The organism is Enterococcus sp. DIV0712, from assembly GCF_050554855.1.
Classification (GTDB): Bacteria; Bacillota; Bacilli; order Lactobacillales; family Enterococcaceae; genus Enterococcus; species Enterococcus faecalis.
Genome location: NZ_CP187333.1, coordinates 2,191,270 through 2,208,202 on the forward strand (window position 1 = coordinate 2,191,270; position 16,933 = coordinate 2,208,202).

At 37.6% G+C, this 16,933-nt stretch carries 15 protein-coding genes; 6 read left to right on the forward strand and 9 right to left on the reverse strand.

Going from position 1 to position 16,933, the window contains the following annotated elements; genetic code table 11:
* Positions 1–17: 17 nt before the first annotated feature.
* From IGL42_RS10470 to IGL42_RS10485, 4 genes are read right to left on the reverse strand one after another with little or no spacing between them, the layout of a single operon-like run.
* Positions 18–3,215, reverse strand: a complete 3,198-nt coding sequence (locus tag IGL42_RS10470) for a DEAD/DEAH box helicase (RefSeq protein ID WP_010710657.1) — start codon at positions 3,213–3,215, stop codon at positions 18–20.
* A gap of 19 nt (positions 3,216–3,234) precedes the next feature.
* On the reverse strand, positions 3,235–6,372 hold the full coding sequence (locus tag IGL42_RS10475; protein ID WP_010710658.1) for an SbcC/MukB-like Walker B domain-containing protein: 3,138 nt from the start codon (positions 6,370–6,372) through the stop codon (positions 3,235–3,237).
* Positions 6,373–6,376: 4 nt separating this feature from the next.
* Entirely contained in the window at positions 6,377–7,645 is a 1,269-nt protein-coding gene (locus tag IGL42_RS10480) for an exonuclease SbcCD subunit D (protein WP_002391939.1), read from the reverse strand.
* 51 nt (positions 7,646–7,696) lie between these two features.
* Entirely contained in the window at positions 7,697–8,323 is a 627-nt protein-coding gene (locus tag IGL42_RS10485; protein ID WP_002356461.1) for a lysophospholipid acyltransferase family protein, read from the reverse strand.
* 188 nt (positions 8,324–8,511) lie between these two features.
* Here IGL42_RS10485 and IGL42_RS10490 point away from each other — a divergent pair, with 188 nt between their 5' ends.
* Both IGL42_RS10490 and IGL42_RS10495 read left to right on the forward strand, forming a co-directional pair.
* Positions 8,512–9,246 carry a tRNA1(Val) (adenine(37)-N6)-methyltransferase gene (locus IGL42_RS10490; RefSeq protein WP_002356457.1) on the forward strand — a complete coding sequence of 245 codons (735 nt, stop codon included), beginning with the start codon at positions 8,512–8,514 and terminating at the stop codon, positions 9,244–9,246.
* Positions 9,236–9,502: a GIY-YIG nuclease family protein gene (locus IGL42_RS10495; protein WP_002359473.1), complete on the forward strand. Its 267-nt coding sequence runs from the start codon at positions 9,236–9,238 to the stop codon at positions 9,500–9,502. The genes IGL42_RS10490 and IGL42_RS10495 overlap by 11 nt, the downstream gene beginning before the upstream one ends.
* A gap of 66 nt (positions 9,503–9,568) precedes the next feature.
* Here IGL42_RS10495 and IGL42_RS10500 read toward each other — a convergent pair whose 3' ends face one another.
* Genes IGL42_RS10500 through IGL42_RS10510 form a run of 3 tightly spaced genes read right to left on the reverse strand, consistent with a single transcriptional unit; the run spans position 9,569 to position 11,157 of the window.
* Positions 9,569–10,264, reverse strand: a complete 696-nt coding sequence (locus IGL42_RS10500; RefSeq protein WP_002356454.1) for a 5'-methylthioadenosine/adenosylhomocysteine nucleosidase — start codon at positions 10,262–10,264, stop codon at positions 9,569–9,571.
* A 15-nt stretch (positions 10,265–10,279) separates the two neighbouring features.
* Positions 10,280–10,576 (reverse strand): cell wall synthase accessory phosphoprotein MacP, encoded by a 297-nt coding sequence (gene macP, locus IGL42_RS10505; protein WP_002356451.1) that lies wholly within the window; start codon positions 10,574–10,576, stop codon positions 10,280–10,282.
* Entirely contained in the window at positions 10,573–11,157 is a 585-nt protein-coding gene (locus tag IGL42_RS10510; protein WP_002356449.1) for an NUDIX hydrolase, read from the reverse strand. Before IGL42_RS10510 ends, macP begins: the two co-directional genes overlap by 4 nt.
* 402 nt (positions 11,158–11,559) lie before the next feature.
* Between IGL42_RS10510 and IGL42_RS10515 the strand changes: the two genes are divergently transcribed.
* The 4 genes from IGL42_RS10515 (at position 11,560) to IGL42_RS10530 (ending at position 14,972) form a co-directional block, all read left to right on the forward strand.
* Complete coding sequence (locus IGL42_RS10515; protein ID WP_002356448.1) at positions 11,560–12,240, forward strand: 5-bromo-4-chloroindolyl phosphate hydrolysis family protein; 681 nt, start codon at positions 11,560–11,562, stop codon at positions 12,238–12,240.
* A 19-nt stretch (positions 12,241–12,259) separates the two neighbouring features.
* On the forward strand, positions 12,260–13,447 hold the full coding sequence (locus IGL42_RS10520; RefSeq protein WP_002356447.1) for a toxic anion resistance protein: 1,188 nt from the start codon (positions 12,260–12,262) through the stop codon (positions 13,445–13,447).
* Positions 13,448–13,609: 162 nt separating this feature from the next.
* Positions 13,610–14,431 (forward strand): NUDIX domain-containing protein, encoded by an 822-nt coding sequence (locus tag IGL42_RS10525; RefSeq protein WP_002372290.1) that lies wholly within the window; start codon positions 13,610–13,612, stop codon positions 14,429–14,431.
* A 16-nt stretch (positions 14,432–14,447) separates the two neighbouring features.
* The gene (locus tag IGL42_RS10530) at positions 14,448–14,972 is read left to right on the forward strand and encodes a GNAT family N-acetyltransferase (RefSeq protein WP_002362532.1); all 525 of its coding nucleotides are present in this window, start codon (positions 14,448–14,450) and stop codon (positions 14,970–14,972) included.
* A 44-nt stretch (positions 14,973–15,016) separates the two neighbouring features.
* Here the strand turns inward: IGL42_RS10530 and IGL42_RS10535 are convergent, their stop codons facing one another.
* Both IGL42_RS10535 and IGL42_RS10540 read right to left on the reverse strand, forming a co-directional pair.
* Positions 15,017–15,502 (reverse strand): hypothetical protein, encoded by a 486-nt coding sequence (locus IGL42_RS10535; protein ID WP_002356444.1) that lies wholly within the window; start codon positions 15,500–15,502, stop codon positions 15,017–15,019.
* A gap of 137 nt (positions 15,503–15,639) precedes the next feature.
* The gene (locus IGL42_RS10540; protein WP_002356443.1) at positions 15,640–16,764 is read right to left on the reverse strand and encodes an LCP family protein; all 1,125 of its coding nucleotides are present in this window, start codon (positions 16,762–16,764) and stop codon (positions 15,640–15,642) included.
* Between the last annotated feature and the right edge of the window lie 169 nt (positions 16,765–16,933).

Genomic DNA, 16,933 nt, shown 5'->3' on the forward strand with positions numbered 1-16,933 from the left:
GCAACTAAGTTGAACGGCTATTCTCCAATGCTTAAAATTGTGCGAATATCTTCTTCCGTCATTTTCGCTAATTGCTCTTCATTTCCTTGAATCACTTTTTGGAACAGCTCGCGTTTCTCTTGCTGTAAGGAATTCATTTTTTCTTCAACCGTTCCTTCTGCAATCATCCGCCACACTTCAACAACTTTTTTTTGTCCCATGCGGTGTGCCCGACCAGCCGCTTGTTCTTCGACTGCGGGATTCCACCATAAATCGTATAAAATAACTGTATCTGCACCAGTTAAATTTAGTCCGGTTCCCCCTGCTTTCAATGAAATTAAGAAGACATCTTTTTCTCCTTCATTGAAGGCATTCGCCATCGTTAACCGATCTTGAGGCTTCGTACTTCCTCGTAAATAGAACGTCTCTAAACCTAATTCATTCAATTCTTTTTCTAAGATAGAAAGCATGCTTGTGAACTGAGAAAATAATAGGACACGACGATTGTTTTCTTTGGCAGCCACTAAAAAGTCTTTGACTTGTTCCACTTTGCCAGAACCTCCCGTGTAATCCTCAATAAACAAACGCGGATCGCAACAGATTTGTCGTAAACGGGTCAAGCCTGCTAAAATACTCATGCGATTTTTCTTGAAGGTCGCCTGATCCATTTGACTGACATCTGCTTGCATTTGTTTTAGATAGGCCAAATAAACCGTTTTTTGTTCTTCTGTTAAGACACTGTACATATTATTTTCAATTTTTTCTGGTAAGTCTGCGAGCACCGTTTTCTTGTCTCGTCGTAAAATGAATGGTTGAATCATTTTGGCAATTTCTTCCGGCTTAATTTCTCGAAAGGCTTTTTTGCCTGGGAACAATCCCGGTAAGATCATTTGGAAAATTGACCACAGTTCATCTAAATTATTTTCAATTGGTGTGCCACTTAATGCAAAACGTTGTGGTACTTTTAAACTTTTTAAGGCTTGCGCTGTTTTAGTCCCACTATTTTTAACCATTTGGGCCTCATCTAGAATCAAATAGCCGACACGCATTTCCTGATAAAGCTGAACATCTTGTCGCATACTTGCATAAGATGTAATCAGAATATCTTCGGTGCTATTTTGTAAAAGCGCTGCTCGTTCTTGGCGATTGCCAGAAACCACTTGAACATTTAAGGTTGGCGCAAAACGTTTGACTTCGGCTAACCAGTTATAGGTTAAACTTGCAGGAGCGACAATCAAAGCTGTCCCTTTCAAGCGCTCTTCTTCTTTTTCCGAAAGTAAATAGGTAATGGTTTGCAGTGTCTTCCCTAAACCCATTTCATCAGCTAAAATACCGCCAAATTGATAATGGCTAAGCATTTTCAGCCATTTATACCCTGTTTCTTGGTAATGGCGTAACGTTGCTTGTAAGGTTTTGGGGACTTGCGCTTCAAAGTTTTCTGGATGCGTTAAATCCGTGACCATTTTTTTAAAGGAATCTGAAAAATGTGCCCGCTCGTTGTCTTCTAATAAACTTTCGATCATGAGGCCTTGGTTTTTGGGCACATGAATGACATTGTCTTCTTGATGCATATTTTTTCGCAGCTTCGTTAAAATTGCACTTGTATGGAAAAATTCCTCTGAATCAAAAGCAAGAATTTCACCACTTTTTAACGTATAAAAAGCATCATTACGTAGCAGACTAGTCAATACTGCATCGATTTCGGTTTCATCAATGCCAGTGACATCAAACCGAATATCCAACCAAGAATCCCCTTCCGCAACTTCAATCGTTGGTTGATGATGCTGGGCATCTAAATACAATTCCCGTAATTTCCGTCCCATCCGAACTTCTCCTAATTGACGGAAAGCTGGTACTTCGGCTTTAAAGAAATAATACAAGGACTCTCCAGCAGGTAAGACTTTTTCAAAGCCTGTGGTTGTTTGCTGATAGGCAAACTGTTGAAATTGTTGCTTAATTGCTGTTTCTTTTGCTTTATCTCGAACGATTTCTTGATTGACTTCAGGTAATTGAGCATATTTCGGGTTTGTCGAGAAAATGACTTCTCCATAGTGATAGTCAATTCGAGCATTAATCCGACCTTTAATTTTCTTAAAAATAAAGACTGCTTTTAAAGGATGATGGACGACTAGTTCTTCAACTGATTCTTCAACAGACACTCGACCAATTTTTTCCAATAATGGTAACACTTCACTAAATAAATCAGAAACTGTTTCTTTTTCATAAATAATTGACGGCTCTTCCAAGCGTTTCATTAATTGAAGTAACGTGGTGTAGATGGCTTCCTGCTCTTCTGCTAGTAAATAAACCGTTTGATCCGCAATCGCCCAGTGATAGTGGGCTAGAAACGTTGTAATAGGATTCTGAATAGTTAATTTGAAGCTTTGTTCCTCGGTTTTTTGCACTGTAAACGTAAGTGGCAAACTGGTTTCTTTGAACGTTAGATAGCGATACTTATGAGTTTGATTGGTCAATATAAACTGACCCGTTCGATTCATTTTTTCAACTAACGATTGACTGCGATCAATTGGTAATAATAGATAACGTTTGTCGATTTTCCCTTTAACTTGAATACCGTTTGCACCTAATAATTGGCTGGTATGATAAATTGCCGCAAGTTCTGTTAAAATTTCTTGAATCTCCATTGAAAAAGAATCATGTAGCAAAGTAAATTGGTGTTGTTTATTCACCATAAAAGTCATTTCCTTTTCATATGCTTGTAAAAAATCACCAATATTTTTCACAATATATGTTTTAGGTTTGGTGCCTTCTAAACCAATTTTTAAAGAAAGACCAATCGTTGATAATTCTGGATAGTAATTATTCGTTTCAATCACATCTAAATGAAATTCTAAACGTAAAGGCTGCAAGGGAACTTCGGCAGAAGCTTTGCTTAATTTGGCAAAGCCTTTGGTAAACATTTCAGCTGTTGATCGATTTGTTTTCTCAAAACTGACTGTTTGATTCGCTTGAATAATTCTTGACACGCCTCGTTGTTTCAGTGCCAGTTCAACTGCCACTGTATGCTTGCAATAGCCATGTTCCATCCAATATTGACATTCACAAACATCTTGTTCTTTGGCGGTACCATCCAATTCAACAAGATAAAGTTCTTCCCCTAAAACCTCAGACAACCAGATCCTTTTTTCTGGATTTTGAACGATAGATAAGACCCGGCCTTCTTGCATATATTCGCGTCCTTGTTCAACGATTCGCTCTGGAATACTCCATTTCATCGACTCACCTCCTCTTCTACTAAGCTAGCTGATAGTGAACGGTACTTTGACCATTCCCATTGCTTTTTATTTGTAATTGTTGTGGAATTCGTGCTTTTAATTCGCCAATATGACTAATAATCCCAATCATGCGGCCTTCATTTTCAATCGTTTCTAACGCCTCCATTGCCATTTCCAATGCTTCTTCATCTAAGGAACCAAAGCCTTCATCAATAAACAACGCATCAATTAAGACTCCGCCTGCTTGTTCTTGAATCACTTCTGCTAAAGAAAGTGCCAAAGCTAACGCTGCTATAAAACTTTCTCCGCCTGATAACGTGTGAGCGCTGCGTACCGTCCCTGAATTGTCATCATAAATATTGATTTCTAGCCCCGTTTGATTCCGATAACTGCCTGCTTCGTGATTCAATTCAAATTGATAACGACTATTGGTCAGGCGGTCTAAACGCTGATTAGCGACTGTCAGCACTCTTTCTAAATACGTTTGTAACATATACCGTTCAAAACTAATTTTTTTAGGATTATTGCCATTCACCGTATCTGCCAACTGCTGTAGTGCAGCAACTTCCTCAAACTTGTCTTCAATTGTTGTTCTTTGCGCATTAATTTCTTGAACCAACTGTTGGTTATTTTGCATTTTTTCATGCAGTTGATAGTATTTTTTTTCTTGTTCTTCAATTTGTTGTGTTATTTGTTCAATTTCTGTGATGATTAAAGATAATTCTGGGAACGTATCACTAGATAATTTTTTCTCAATTTCAGCGAGTTGGATAGTCAGTTGGGTTTGCTCTTGTTCAAATAAAGCAATTTGTTCTTGCTGACTTTCTAGTGTCGGTACCTCTTTCAACCACTCCGTCAATTGGTCCTCTGTCACTCCTTGTTCCGTTAAAACTGAGTTTAACTGACTCTCAAGTTGTGCGACTGTTTGTTGAAGTGTTTGTTGTTCTTTCTCCAAATGAGTCAACGTACTTTCAAGGATCATTTCTTCTTTCTTCAAGGTTTCTCCTTGTGTCGTCACGTTTTCTTTTTGACGTTCAAATGCAGAGAGTTCTTCTTGAAGCAAAGCTTGTTGTTTGGTCATTTCTTCGTATGTGACGGTTGCATCCAATAATTGGCTAGCAATCATTTGCTGCTGGATAGTGATTCTTTCCAGACTTTGTTGCATTGTTTCTACTTGTTGTCGGAGCACTTCAAAGCGTTGAGAATTTTCAGCTACTTGTTCTTCTAGTTCCGCCAGACGGTCCTTTTCGACTGAAATTTCCGTTAGTTTTTGTGCTATTTGTTGTTTTTCTTTAGCTAATTGCGACTCAACTTCCGCAATTTCTGCAGGTGTTACTTGTGAAAAAGTTAGTCCTGTTAACGGCAACTGCAAGTCAGCAAACTGCGCTGCTAATTGTTCTTGTTCCTCAGTATACGCAACTTCCTGTTCTTGTAATTGGCTTTCTTTCTGTTGCTTTTCCGCCCCTAATGCAGAGAGCGTTTCAGTAAATCGTTGTACCGTTTTTTCAACTTCCGTTAATTCCCGTTCCGCTTGATTAATCTCTTCTAAGGAAACTTCTTGATGAGTTTGTTGCTTTGGATGTTCTAAAGAGCCACAAACTGGGCAAGGTTCCCCCTCTTCAAGTAACAAGCTTAATCGTTGGATTTGTAAAGAGGCCCATTGACTTTTCTTTGTCTGCAACTTCGCTTCTTCGACGCTTTTTTGTTGCTGTTCAACAGCAAACCGTTGTGTCAACTCGTGCAATTCCCCTTGGTTTTGACTAATTTTTTGCCAAGCTTTTTGATTTTTTTGCCAACGTTCTACAAAATTTTGCCAATGATCTGCTACACTAGAACATTCAAAATTTGCTTTTTCAAGTGTTCCTTCTTGTTCAATAAATTGTTTGGCTGTCGCCACTTTATCCGCTAATGTTATTTTTTCCTGTTGGCAAGATTCATACTCTTTTTGAATGGCTTGATAATTGGCTTGTTCTGCTATTTGTCGTTGGGCTAACTGTTCATATTCTTGGTATTGTGGTAATTGACGTTGAATCGTTTGAAGACGTTCTTGTTTTTCAGCAATCAATGGTTGTTGTTCTTCCAACTCACTCATGATTGCTTGCCAATCTGTCAATGCTTGTTGCGTTTCCATGAGAGCTTGTTGTTTGGACTTTGTTTCTTGCTCTTTTTGTTGTTTTTCGCTTCGTTTTTCAAAGACTTTTTCAGCTAAAGATTGCTGTTTTTGACTCCATTTTAATTGCTGAATCTGTTCCTTTAGCCGCTCAATGACGGTTTCCTGTTCAGCTTGTTTTGCTTTCTTTTCCAGTAATTCTTCTTTTTGCTGTTGCAAGTTTTGCCGTTCTTCAATGGCATAACGAACTTGCTCTTTTGCTTGTTTGGCTTGTTTTAAGGTTGCAATTTGTTCTCTTTCAACTAATAGTTGTTGCTGAGCCTCTTGTTGTTGGCTTTCTAATAATTGAAGTTTTTCAAAAAGTGTCATTGTCGGTTCAGGTTCTTCTGACCAATGCAACTGTTCTGTTTTCAGTTCAATTTTTTGCTGGGTTTCTTGAATCTCTTGATTGGCAATTTTTAAGCGTTCTTTTAAATTTTCGCTGAACAACTGATACAATTCTGTTCCGAATAAATTACGCAAAACCTTTTCTTTTTCATCACTTTTAGCAATTAAAAAAGTCCGAAACTCTCCTTGTGGTAACAATACAATTTGAGCAAATTGATTGGCATTTAAATGCAATAATTCTTGAATGAGTTCGTCCACTTCGCGTCTTTTAGAATAGGCTCGCAGTTCTTTCCCTTGAGCATCTTTGACAATTAAAGAAATTTTGGCACTTTGTTTACGGACTCCTGTGCCACGTTTTTTAAAAAGTTCTTGTTCGGGAAGGCGGTTCAGTTCATAGAGATACTCGTTATGTTTAAAAAGCAAAGTAACTTCAGTGGCTTCTGAGGGGTCAGCAAATGTGGAACGCATTTCTTTGCCTAAACGTAATTTTCCAGAACTTTCACCAAACAAAGCATAGCTCATTCCATCAAAAATCGTTGTTTTCCCAGATCCTGTTTTTCCACTAATTAGAAAAAGTGAAGAATCTTCAAACTTCGTAAAATCAATGGTTTCATTAATATACGGTCCGAAGTTTTTCAATGTTAAAGATAATGGTTTCATCCTATTACTTCCCTCTTTCTAATTGATTAAGTGTACTCAGTTCTTCTTGGACCCATTGTGCTTGTTGTTCTGTCAAGGCCTCTCCTGTCACATCGTTAAAAAAGTCATGCAGATGTTCTTCTGGTGAACGTTGTTCTATTTGTACCACTTTTTTCTGATTTCCGCTGCTTGTTTCTCGACCATTCAAACGTTCCAACCCAATAATTTTGGGGTAAATTTTTCGCAATTGATTCATCATGTTGGGAATGATCGCTCGGTCGGTTAATTGGACATGTAAATAATTTTCCCGATTCACTTCTTGATAAAAAGCGGGATCCGTTAACTGCTGAAACGAGCCCGTCAATTGTTGAATGTCTCGCAATGGTTTCAAAGCACGGAATTGAAAATGAACTTCATCTTCTGTTTCAACAAGCCAAACACCCTTTTCTTGTGTCATTTCTGATAAAGAAAATTTTACAGGCGAGCCACTGTATCGAGCATTAGGTGCCTGCAACGCATTTTTTCCATGTAAGTGGCCCAACGCGACATAATCAAAAGGCTCTAACAAAGCCGTCGGTACAACATCCAAACCACCCACTGTTAATTTTGTTTCAGAATCAGTTTTTTCACTGCCAGCGACAAAAAAATGACTAACTAACACCTGTTTTTTATTGGGGAGAAAAGATTCTTGCATTTTCGCGACAACTTTTTCCATCGCCGCCTGAATCGTTCGAATCGTTTCATCTTCAAAATATAAGCGAGCCGCAATCGGTTCAAAATAAGGCAACAAATAAAATTGGGTATTGTCGATTTCAATTGGTTGAAAGGCTTGTTCTAAACGCGTATTCAAATGAAATTGCGTTTGGTTAAACCAAGGGCCTCCTGTTTCTAAACGAGTGCTGCTATCATGGTTTCCCGAAATAGCTAACACGGGGAAATGCTCTTTGAGATTCATTTGAATCATCATTTCATTAAAAATCTCGACTGCTTCAACTGCTGGAACAGAGCGATCATACAAATCTCCAGCGATCACAACAGCATCCACTTGCTCTTCTTTCGCAATTGCTAAGATTTGTTTAAAGGCTTCCTTTTGTTCTGCCAATAAATCAAAACCATGTAATTTTTTGCCAATATGCCAATCTGCTGTATGTAAAAATTTCATTTTTTCACCGCCTAAAAAAGTCCTTCTTATTATTATAACAAATTTCTGGTATTTTTTAAGAAAATCGGACAGAAGAATTAGATTTTTAACAAACTTTTTTCTTAACACAAGAAAAAAGACAGGGAGCATCATCTTTTGATGAGACTACCTGCCAGTAACATTCCTATTTTGTAGCGGTTTGTTTTATTCTTTTTCTGTTGATTCATATTTAAAAGTTGGATCAATTTCTTTATCTAACTGATCAAATGCTTCTTGCATCCGACGTTCCACTTCAGCTAAACCGTCTTTATCCATTTTTTTAATATCGCTAATATCGATTGGCTCCCCAAAACGAACCGTTACTTTTTTACGTTTAAACAACTCTTTTAAAGTTAACGGACCTTGATAAACAGATGGCACGATAGGTACTCGCCCCATTTTAGCAATCAAGGCTACCCCACCTTTTAATTCTGAGGAATGACGCGTGCCACTAGGGAACATAATCAAACTTAAATCAGAATTTTTTAAAATTTTGACAGGTGTTTTAATCGCGCTGGGACCGGGCTTCTCACGATCCACCGGAAACGCATTCGCATGTTTTAAAATGAAACGTAAAACAGGATTTTTAAACAACTCTTTTTTTGCCATAAAGCTAAACTTCTTAGGACTGCCAGCAACAGCTAAATACAGCGGTTCCCACCATGTTCGATGCGGCGCAACTAAGACATAGTTTTGGTCTTTTGGTAATTTTTCTTTATTTTCATAATGTGCATTTCCATTAATCACAAATAAAATGACGCGAACCACGCCACGCATAAATGTAAAAAACATAATTTTCTTCCTTTCTTCTCTCCGCTTTCTAGTATGCCGAAAGCTCTACCTTTTGACAAGCTTTTTTTACGTCTATCAATCAGAGAAATAACATGTCCCTACTAATCTAGGGAACAGATTTTGTCATACGGGTTTAAAAGTAGTATAATACATGAACAATCAGATGAAAAGTTGGAGGTTCTTAATCTATGTTATTATCCGGCGAACGGATTGATCAATTATATGCGGATGATATTCAAATTATTCAAAGCAAAGAAGTCTTTTCTTTTTCCATTGATGCAGTCTTATTGGCTAATTTTCCGCAACTACCAAAAAAAGGCAAGATTGTCGATTTGTGTGCTGGCAATGGCGCGGTCGGCCTCTTCGTTAGTCGAAAAACAGCTGCAAAGATCGACCAAATCGAATTACAACCTCGTTTGGCAGATATGGGGCAACGAAGTATTCTATTAAATAAATTGGAAAAACAAGTAACGATGTATGAACGTGATTTAAAACAAGCGACAGAGGTCATCAAAAAAGATTCTGTTGATTTAGTACTATGTAACCCCCCATACTTTAAAGAACGACCAACTAGCCAAAAAAATCCAAACCCGCATTTAGCGATTGCCCGTCATGAAATTCACACGTCTCTTCAAGAAGTGGTCACTGTGTCAGCGGATTTATTAAAAACAAATGGTCGCCTCGCAATGGTTCATCGACCTGATCGTTTCCTTGATATTTTACATGCCATGGAAAACGCCAATATTGCGCCGAAAAAAGCTCGGTTTGTTTATCCGAAGCCAGGCAAAGAAGCCAATGTTTTACTAATTGAAGGCATTAAACAAGGCAAAAAAGACGGTTTTCGTGTGTTACCACCTCTTTTTACATACAATGAAAAGAACGAATACGAAGCTGAAATGAAGGCTATGCTGTATGGAGAATAAGAAATCCCATTATTTTTATGTTTTACTTTGCCAAGATGGTTCCTTTTACGGTGGCTATACAACTGAGCCAGAACGTCGATTAACCGAACATAATAGCGGAACTGGTGCAAAATATACTCGATTAGCCAAACGCCGCCCAGTCAAAATGATTCATACAGAGAAATTTGAAACACGTAGCGAGGCCACCAAAGCCGAAGCCGCCTTTAAAAAATTAACGCGTAAACAAAAAGAGCAGTATTTAAAAACCTTTCATTAAATGACAATAAGCAAAAAGAAACAGCCATCATTTCATTGATGAAATGATGGCTGTTTCTTTCTCTTTTTAAACTAAGTTCTCGACAAAATGAATAACCATTTCGGCTGATTTTTTCCCAGCTTCATCGATGAATTCGTCAAAGCTTTGAGTTGCTTCGCCATCTGCTGTATCACTCATTGCCCGTACAACTAAGAATGGAATATTGAACTGTGAAGCGGCTTGGCCAATTGCTGCGCCTTCCATTTCGCAAGCTAAGGCTTCAGGAAACTCTTTCTTAATTTTGGCGATTTTCTCAGCGCTATCCACAAAAGTATCTCCAGTAACAATCAATCCTTTACGAATAGCTAAACCAGTTTTTTCAGCAGCTTTCGCAATTTCCATCCGCAAGTATTCACTTGTTTCAAAATACAAAGGCACACCACCAGGCAATTGTCCATAGGCATAACCAAAACCAGTGACATCAACATCAAAGTAAGCTAATTTGTCTGCAATGACTAAATCGCCGACTTTTAGTCCTTCACCGATACCACCAGCAGAACCTGTATTAATCACCATATTTACGCCATATTGATGAATCAATAAAGTCGTGGTCACAGCTGAGGCCACTTTACCAATTCCTGAACGAACCACAATCACCTCATGTCTTCCTAACGAACCAGAAACAAATAAAGCGCCTGCTCGTTCCCATGACATCGTGTCTGTCAATTTTTCTTTTAGAATTTTGACCTCTTGATCCATTGCTCCAATAATTCCAATTTTCATAGTGATTCCTCTTTTCTATAAATTCAAAACGATATACGCCACAACGGCTAATAAAATCGCTACAATAATAATTGCCTTGTTTAACCAAGTACTCCGTTCTCGACGCTTCGAGTATTCTCCTACTCGTGACTTGTTGATCGGTTTTTGTTTTTTCTTTTCTTTACGATAAAACGTCGAAATTTCTTTTTCTTTTCGCTTATACGCTTTTTCCGCCAGCTTCTGCTCTTCTTGCTGACGACGTTCCGCTTCTTTTTCTTCTGCTTCTCTGCGTTTGCGAAGCTCTGTCCGAGTGACTAACGGACCTTTGCTCATTGCGTGTCCTCCTTAAACTGTCTCTGCAGTAAATACAATTCCCAGTATTGTATAGCAAAAAGTGTTTTGGCATCACAAATCGTGCCTTTTGCCACCTCTGCTTTGGCTTCAGCTATTGTTAGCTCGTAAAGTTCCAAGATTTCATCTTCATCTTGAGGACGCGGATTTTCGACTTTCTGCAAATCCGTTGCCAAATAGAGAGCCAATTTTTCATTAGCAAATCCTGGTGACAGATACATTGAATTTATGTAGGTGAGCTGACCTGCACGATACCCAGTTTCTTCTTCCAATTCCCGCATAGCCGTCGTTTCCAGTTGATTTTCTTCTCCAGGATCAATTTTTCCCGCCGGAATTTCTAAAATCACTTGTTCCAAGGGTTTTCTAAATTGTTTAACTAAGACGATTTTTCCTTCTGCGGTTAACGGAATCATAGCTACTGCGCCTGAATGAAAAACCAATTCGCGTTTAGCTGTGCCGCCTGTCGGTAAAGCCACGTCATCCAAAAAAACATCAATAATCTTTCCTTTAAAAATTTCTCGACGTTGAAGTGTTTTTTCTTCGAAGTCCTCATAATTTAACATATCTTTCACCAACCTTTCTTGTTTATCATACCCTAAAATGATAAAAATCGCACCCCTTCTTCTCTAGTTAAACCCTTTTCAAAGAAAAAAATTTATTGCTTTAGAAAAAAATTACATTTTCGAAAAAAAATAGACATAAAAAATTCACAACTTCCTTGTATTATTTAAGCATACCAACAAACAACCCTAACAAAACACTTTTTCATTTTTAACTCCTTTCCCGTCCTACCCCCAATTAGGACGGGTCTTTTTTTGCGTTTTATACTTTTTTTCTTAGGATTTCACTAAATCATAAAATACATCTTCCGCTGTATGTCTTTTCTCTCACAGAGTATGCTAAAATAACTATTGTAACGAGAGCTGACTCTTTCGAGGATTAGATAGATAGGAGGAACTATATAAATGAACAAATTAAATACAAAATTACTGATTGGCTATATTCTTTTAGGAGCCTTAATCATTGCTGTCGCTAGAGAATATGGCTTCTTCGCTTTTGTGATTCTGGTAGGCTTTTTAGTATTCGTTCTCTATCGAAAAAAGAAAAATGCCGCCGACAAGAGCGATCAAATGCCTTACTTAACGAAAGATAAAGAAGCCCATTATCGTGAGTTGGGGTTATCTCCACAAGAAATTGATTTTTTCAGAAGTACAATGAGCACAGCCAAAAAACAAATCATACAATTACAAGAAAACATGAATCGTTCAACTAAATTACGGGCGATTGACTTACGTAATGATACAACGAAGGTTTCTAAAGCTCTGTTTAAAGAGTTAGTGAAAGAACCTAAAAAGTTACACTTAGCCAATCACTTTCTCTATACACATTTACCAAATATCGTTGACTTAACAAGTAAGCATTTAGAAATCGAACAACATGAAGTAAAAAACAAACAAACGTATGAAAAATTAGAAGAAAGCGCACAAATCATTGACCAATTGTCAAAATTAGTTAAAAATGATTATGAGGAAATCGTTTCCGATGACTTAGACGATTTAGATGTCGAAATGTCGATCGCTAAAAGCAGCTTGTCGCAAAAAGCTGCAACTGAGGAATCACCTCAAGTAAACGAAGACCAGCAATAATCATTAGGGAGGAAAAAAAATGACTGAGCAACAACCCAAAGAAACAACATCTGTAACCAATACATTGGACGATTTATTAAGTAATCCATTTTCATCAATGGATGAACTAACACCAACGCAACAAAATGAACTATCTGAGTTAAAAGAACAGCAAGCAGCTCCTCGTTTAATTGATAAATTACCACAAGAACGTCAAGCCCAAGCAAAAGAATTAGCTTCAAAAATTGATGTCCAAGATTCACAAGCAGTAATTACCTATGGTTCAAATGCCCAAATCAAACTCGGCGAATTTTCGCAAGCGATGTTAAACCACGTTCAAGCACAAGACATTGGTCCTGTTGGTGATTCACTGACCGATCTAATGTTTCGTTTAAATGAAGCCAATCCCAATGAATTACGTGCTGGCGAAGGCAACTTTATTCAAAAAATGTTAGGTAAAGTCAAACAATCCGTTTACGAAATTACCGCCAAATATCAAAAAATTGGTGCGCAAATTGACAAAATTGCTGTCAAATTAACCCATGAAAAAGATGGTCTTTTAAAAGATAATGCCATGTTAGATCAATTGTATCAAAAAAATAAAGATTATTTTGATGCCTTAAACATCTATATTGCCGCTGGGGAATTAAAAGCAGAAGAACTACGGACGCAAATTATTCCTGAAGCCATGAAAAAAGCGGAAGAATCTGGAGATCAAATGGATGTCCAAATTGTTAATGATTATAACCAATTCCTAGACCGTTTAGAAAAAAGAACCCATGATTTACGCTTGGCTCGTCAAATTACGATTCAACAAGCCCCACAAATTCGTTTAATTCAAAATACTAACCAAGCTTTGGCTGAGAAAATTCAATCATCGGTGAATACGGCGATTCCGTTATGGAAAAACCAAGTAGTCATCGCCTTGACCTTACTCCGTCAAAAAGATGCTGTGACTGCTCAACGTCAAGTCTCTGAAACCACCAATGACTTACTGAAGAAAAATTCAGAAATGCTAAAAATTTCTGCAATTGAAACAGCAAAAGAAAACGAACGTGGCCTAGTCGATATTGAAACATTACAAAAAACACAAAATGATTTAATTGAAACTATCCAAGAAACATTACGTATTCAACAAGAAGGAAAAGAAAAACGCCAAGCTGCCGAAATCGAACTTGGCCATATGGAAGAAGATTTGAAAAATAAATTATTAGAATTAACACAATAAATAACGTCTAGAACAAACTTCTTATAGTACAAGCCTGGGACAAAAATCACTTTGGATTTTTGTCCCAGGCTTGCTTTTCTTTTTACGCTTGAATATTGTATTTCAGCCACTTAATGATACAATAAAAGAAAACCATGTTTCTTTTTGAAAGGAGGAGCAATTGTGCCACAATTTGCTTCTAAAGCGGAAGAAAAAAATTATTATGAACGCCAAGCTAGCTTAGAAGAGTTCTTAACTTGGTATCATCAACAAGAATTACCTGAATATGAAAAACCCTCTTTAACCGTTGATATGGTTCTTCTTTGTTACAACAAGGAAGCCGATCAATTGAAAGTCTTACTGATTCAACGTAAAGGTCACCCCTTTAGAAACTCATGGGCGCTTCCTGGCGGTTTTGTTAATCGTAACGAATCTACTGAAGATAGTGTTTTAAGAGAAACAAAAGAGGAAACTGGTGTGGTGATTTCTCAAGAAAATATTGAACAATTACACAGCTTTAGTCGCCCAGATCGAGATCCTCGTGGCTGGGTCGTGACAGTCAGCTATTTAGCCTTTATTGGTGAAGAACCTTTAATTGCTGGCGACGATGCCAAAGAAGTCCACTGGTTCAATCTTGAACGACATGGTCAACATATCACGTTATCTCATGAAGATGTGGAAATTACTTTAGACTTGAAAACAGCGGCCTCTCTTGGTAAAGATACATTAGCCTTCGACCATAGTGAAATTATAATTAAGGCGTTTAATCGTGTTGTTGATAAAATGGAACATGAACCGCAAGTGCTTCAAGTCTTAGGAAAAGATTTCACCATTACGGAAGCCCGTAAAGTTTTTGCGAAGTTCCTCGGCGTTGATTATCGCAGCATTGACCATTCAAATTTTAAAAAAGCCATGACACAATATTTTGAAGAGTTAGGTGAACGTCCCGTTGGCATTGGCCGCCCTTCAAAAATTTACCAATTGAAAACAACAACAGGTTTCTAAGAGGAGGGAATATTTTTTGACTGTTTACTTAAGAAAAGCAGAACCTTCTGATTTGCCTGACATCCTTGCTATCATTGAAGATGGACGCCGCACCTTACAAAAAAGTGGCATTCCCCAATGGCAAAACGGCGATGGCCCGAATCAAGAAATTTTAGCAAAAGATATCGACCAGCAAACTTGCTATATTTTAATGGTTGAGGATGCCTTGGCAGGCGTTGGTGTTTTATGTTCGGAGATTGATCCTGCTTATGAAGCGATTTTTAATGGTTCTTGGCAACCTCATTCTCAAACTACGTATACGGCAATTCATCGTGTTGCTTTAAAAAGTTCCTTTCAAGGTCAAGGACTGGCTTTGGTGCTTTTGCGCTCACTGGTTACAGCCGCTCGTTTGCAAGGTGCTACTGATATTCGAATCGATACACATCCACAAAATCTCGCTATGCAGCACCTGATTAAAAAAGCTGGCTTTGTTTATCAAGGTGACGTGATTTTAGATGTTAACGATGGCGAACGTTATGCTTATCAGATGATATTGAAATAAAAAAGTTAGGGATAACTGCCAGATTGACAGCTATCCCTAACTTTTTACATCTTATGAACACTATGAGCGCTTTGAATGCCCTCACAGGCTTCTTTACAAGCTTGATTAATTAATAAATAAGAGGATTCTTTTTGGCGGATTCCTAATTGATATTTCAATTCATCTGTCACTTGGCAAGATTCACTTAATGCCTCTAACCAGAAAAATACTCCTTCTTTATACGTATCTAATCCTTCTAGCAAGATTTTCGTTGCTTCTTTATCATAATACGGCTCTAAATTTTTACGAAACATCATTTCTTCTGTAAAAAAACGATTCACATTATTTCGGCAAAACATATAAGTGTCACGGCCTCTCCGATGTGCAGCCTGATTACAACCGTATTCTTGAACTTCTTTAGAGATGGCTTTGAAAATTTCGTTGTATACTTCAATTCTTTGCATAATTGACAAAATGGTATCTGTATAACTAAACATAACTCCTTGCTCCCTTCCCCTTCTAAGTAACAAAAATTTGCTTGTTACTTTCATTATAAAGGGAATGTTGGGTTTATATCAAATGATACGCTGTTTCCTTGCTAAAATCCTTCGTTTTTTCCTTAGAAGAATAATAAGTAAGCGGATTATTTAATCTGTTATGTTCGGATTTTCTACACTTGGAAAATAAATTATTTTATAAAGCCATTTTCCGTTTTAACTGATGGCAACGGGCCGGTCTGTGTATTGCCAGGAACACCAATATACGTATTGCCGTTGATGGAAGTCATTTCGTTTTCCTCAGCTGCTTCATCTTGAACGGTATAATCACTTTGATATAAAAATTCACCGTTCGTATGGAAGACATAGCCGTCTTGATCTCGTTCATCTGGCTTTTCTAAATTTAAAGACACACGTAATTGATGACGGACATTTTCAATACTATCTGGATATAGTTCAACCATACTGCGCCCTTCATTACTAAAAGTGCGCCAGTCAAAAGAAAGCTGTTGTTTATCATAATTGGTCCAAGTCAAACCTTCTTTGACTAAATGAGTCAATTCATTGGAATCCACATCAGTTTGAATGTTTCCATTTAACGAATCAATAATGTCCATTATTTTCATGATTGATTGACCAGATTTCAACTTGTCTTCAACTGCTTGAATAATTTCTTGTTGTCGGAATCCACGCATAATATCGTTATCGCTATGTCTTTCACGGGCATAAGATAAAGCTTTCGTACCATCTAAATGCTGTTTCCCTGCATCAAAATGAATGGATCCTGGCCCGTCTTTGGTGACACCATCAAACGCCTGCTTGACATTGACATCTATGCCGCCAACTGCATCAATTAACTTAATAAAAGATAAAAAGTTAAACACAACGTAATGATTGATTGGAATATTCAATAATTTCTCAACTGTGTTAACAGAAGCTGTTGGTCCATCGTAGGTATAGGCGGCTTCAATTCGCTGCATCCCTTGGTAATTTTTCGCATCAATTTGCACAAAACTATCCCGTGGCAAACTTAAATAGGTTATTTTCTTCGTCTTGTTATTCACGGTAATCACCATCATAGCATCAGTCCTAGTTGTGCCTAATTTCCGTTCAATTGTATTGTCTAGCCCCATAATCAAAAACGATTGACTATCTTTATTTTGCGCTTCATTATAATCATTTTTTATGGGAACATAGCCTTTATCAATTGTTTTCTTTAAATAGCTACCCGCTACAGCAAAGTATGCTGAGCCGACTGTGACAAAAACCAAAATGATGACTAAACTAATTAAGCTGATTTTTCGCTTCCTACTCATTGGCTGTACTTCCTCTCTCTTAAAAAGTCTCCACCATCATTACTACTCCTCTAAGCAGACAAGAGACAAGTCTATCTTACCAGTCCCTTTCAAAACTAAACATAGCAGAATTTATATAGGGGTATAACCTAGAGGAAACAAAAAAGAGGGGCTTGTTTGTTAAAAAGCC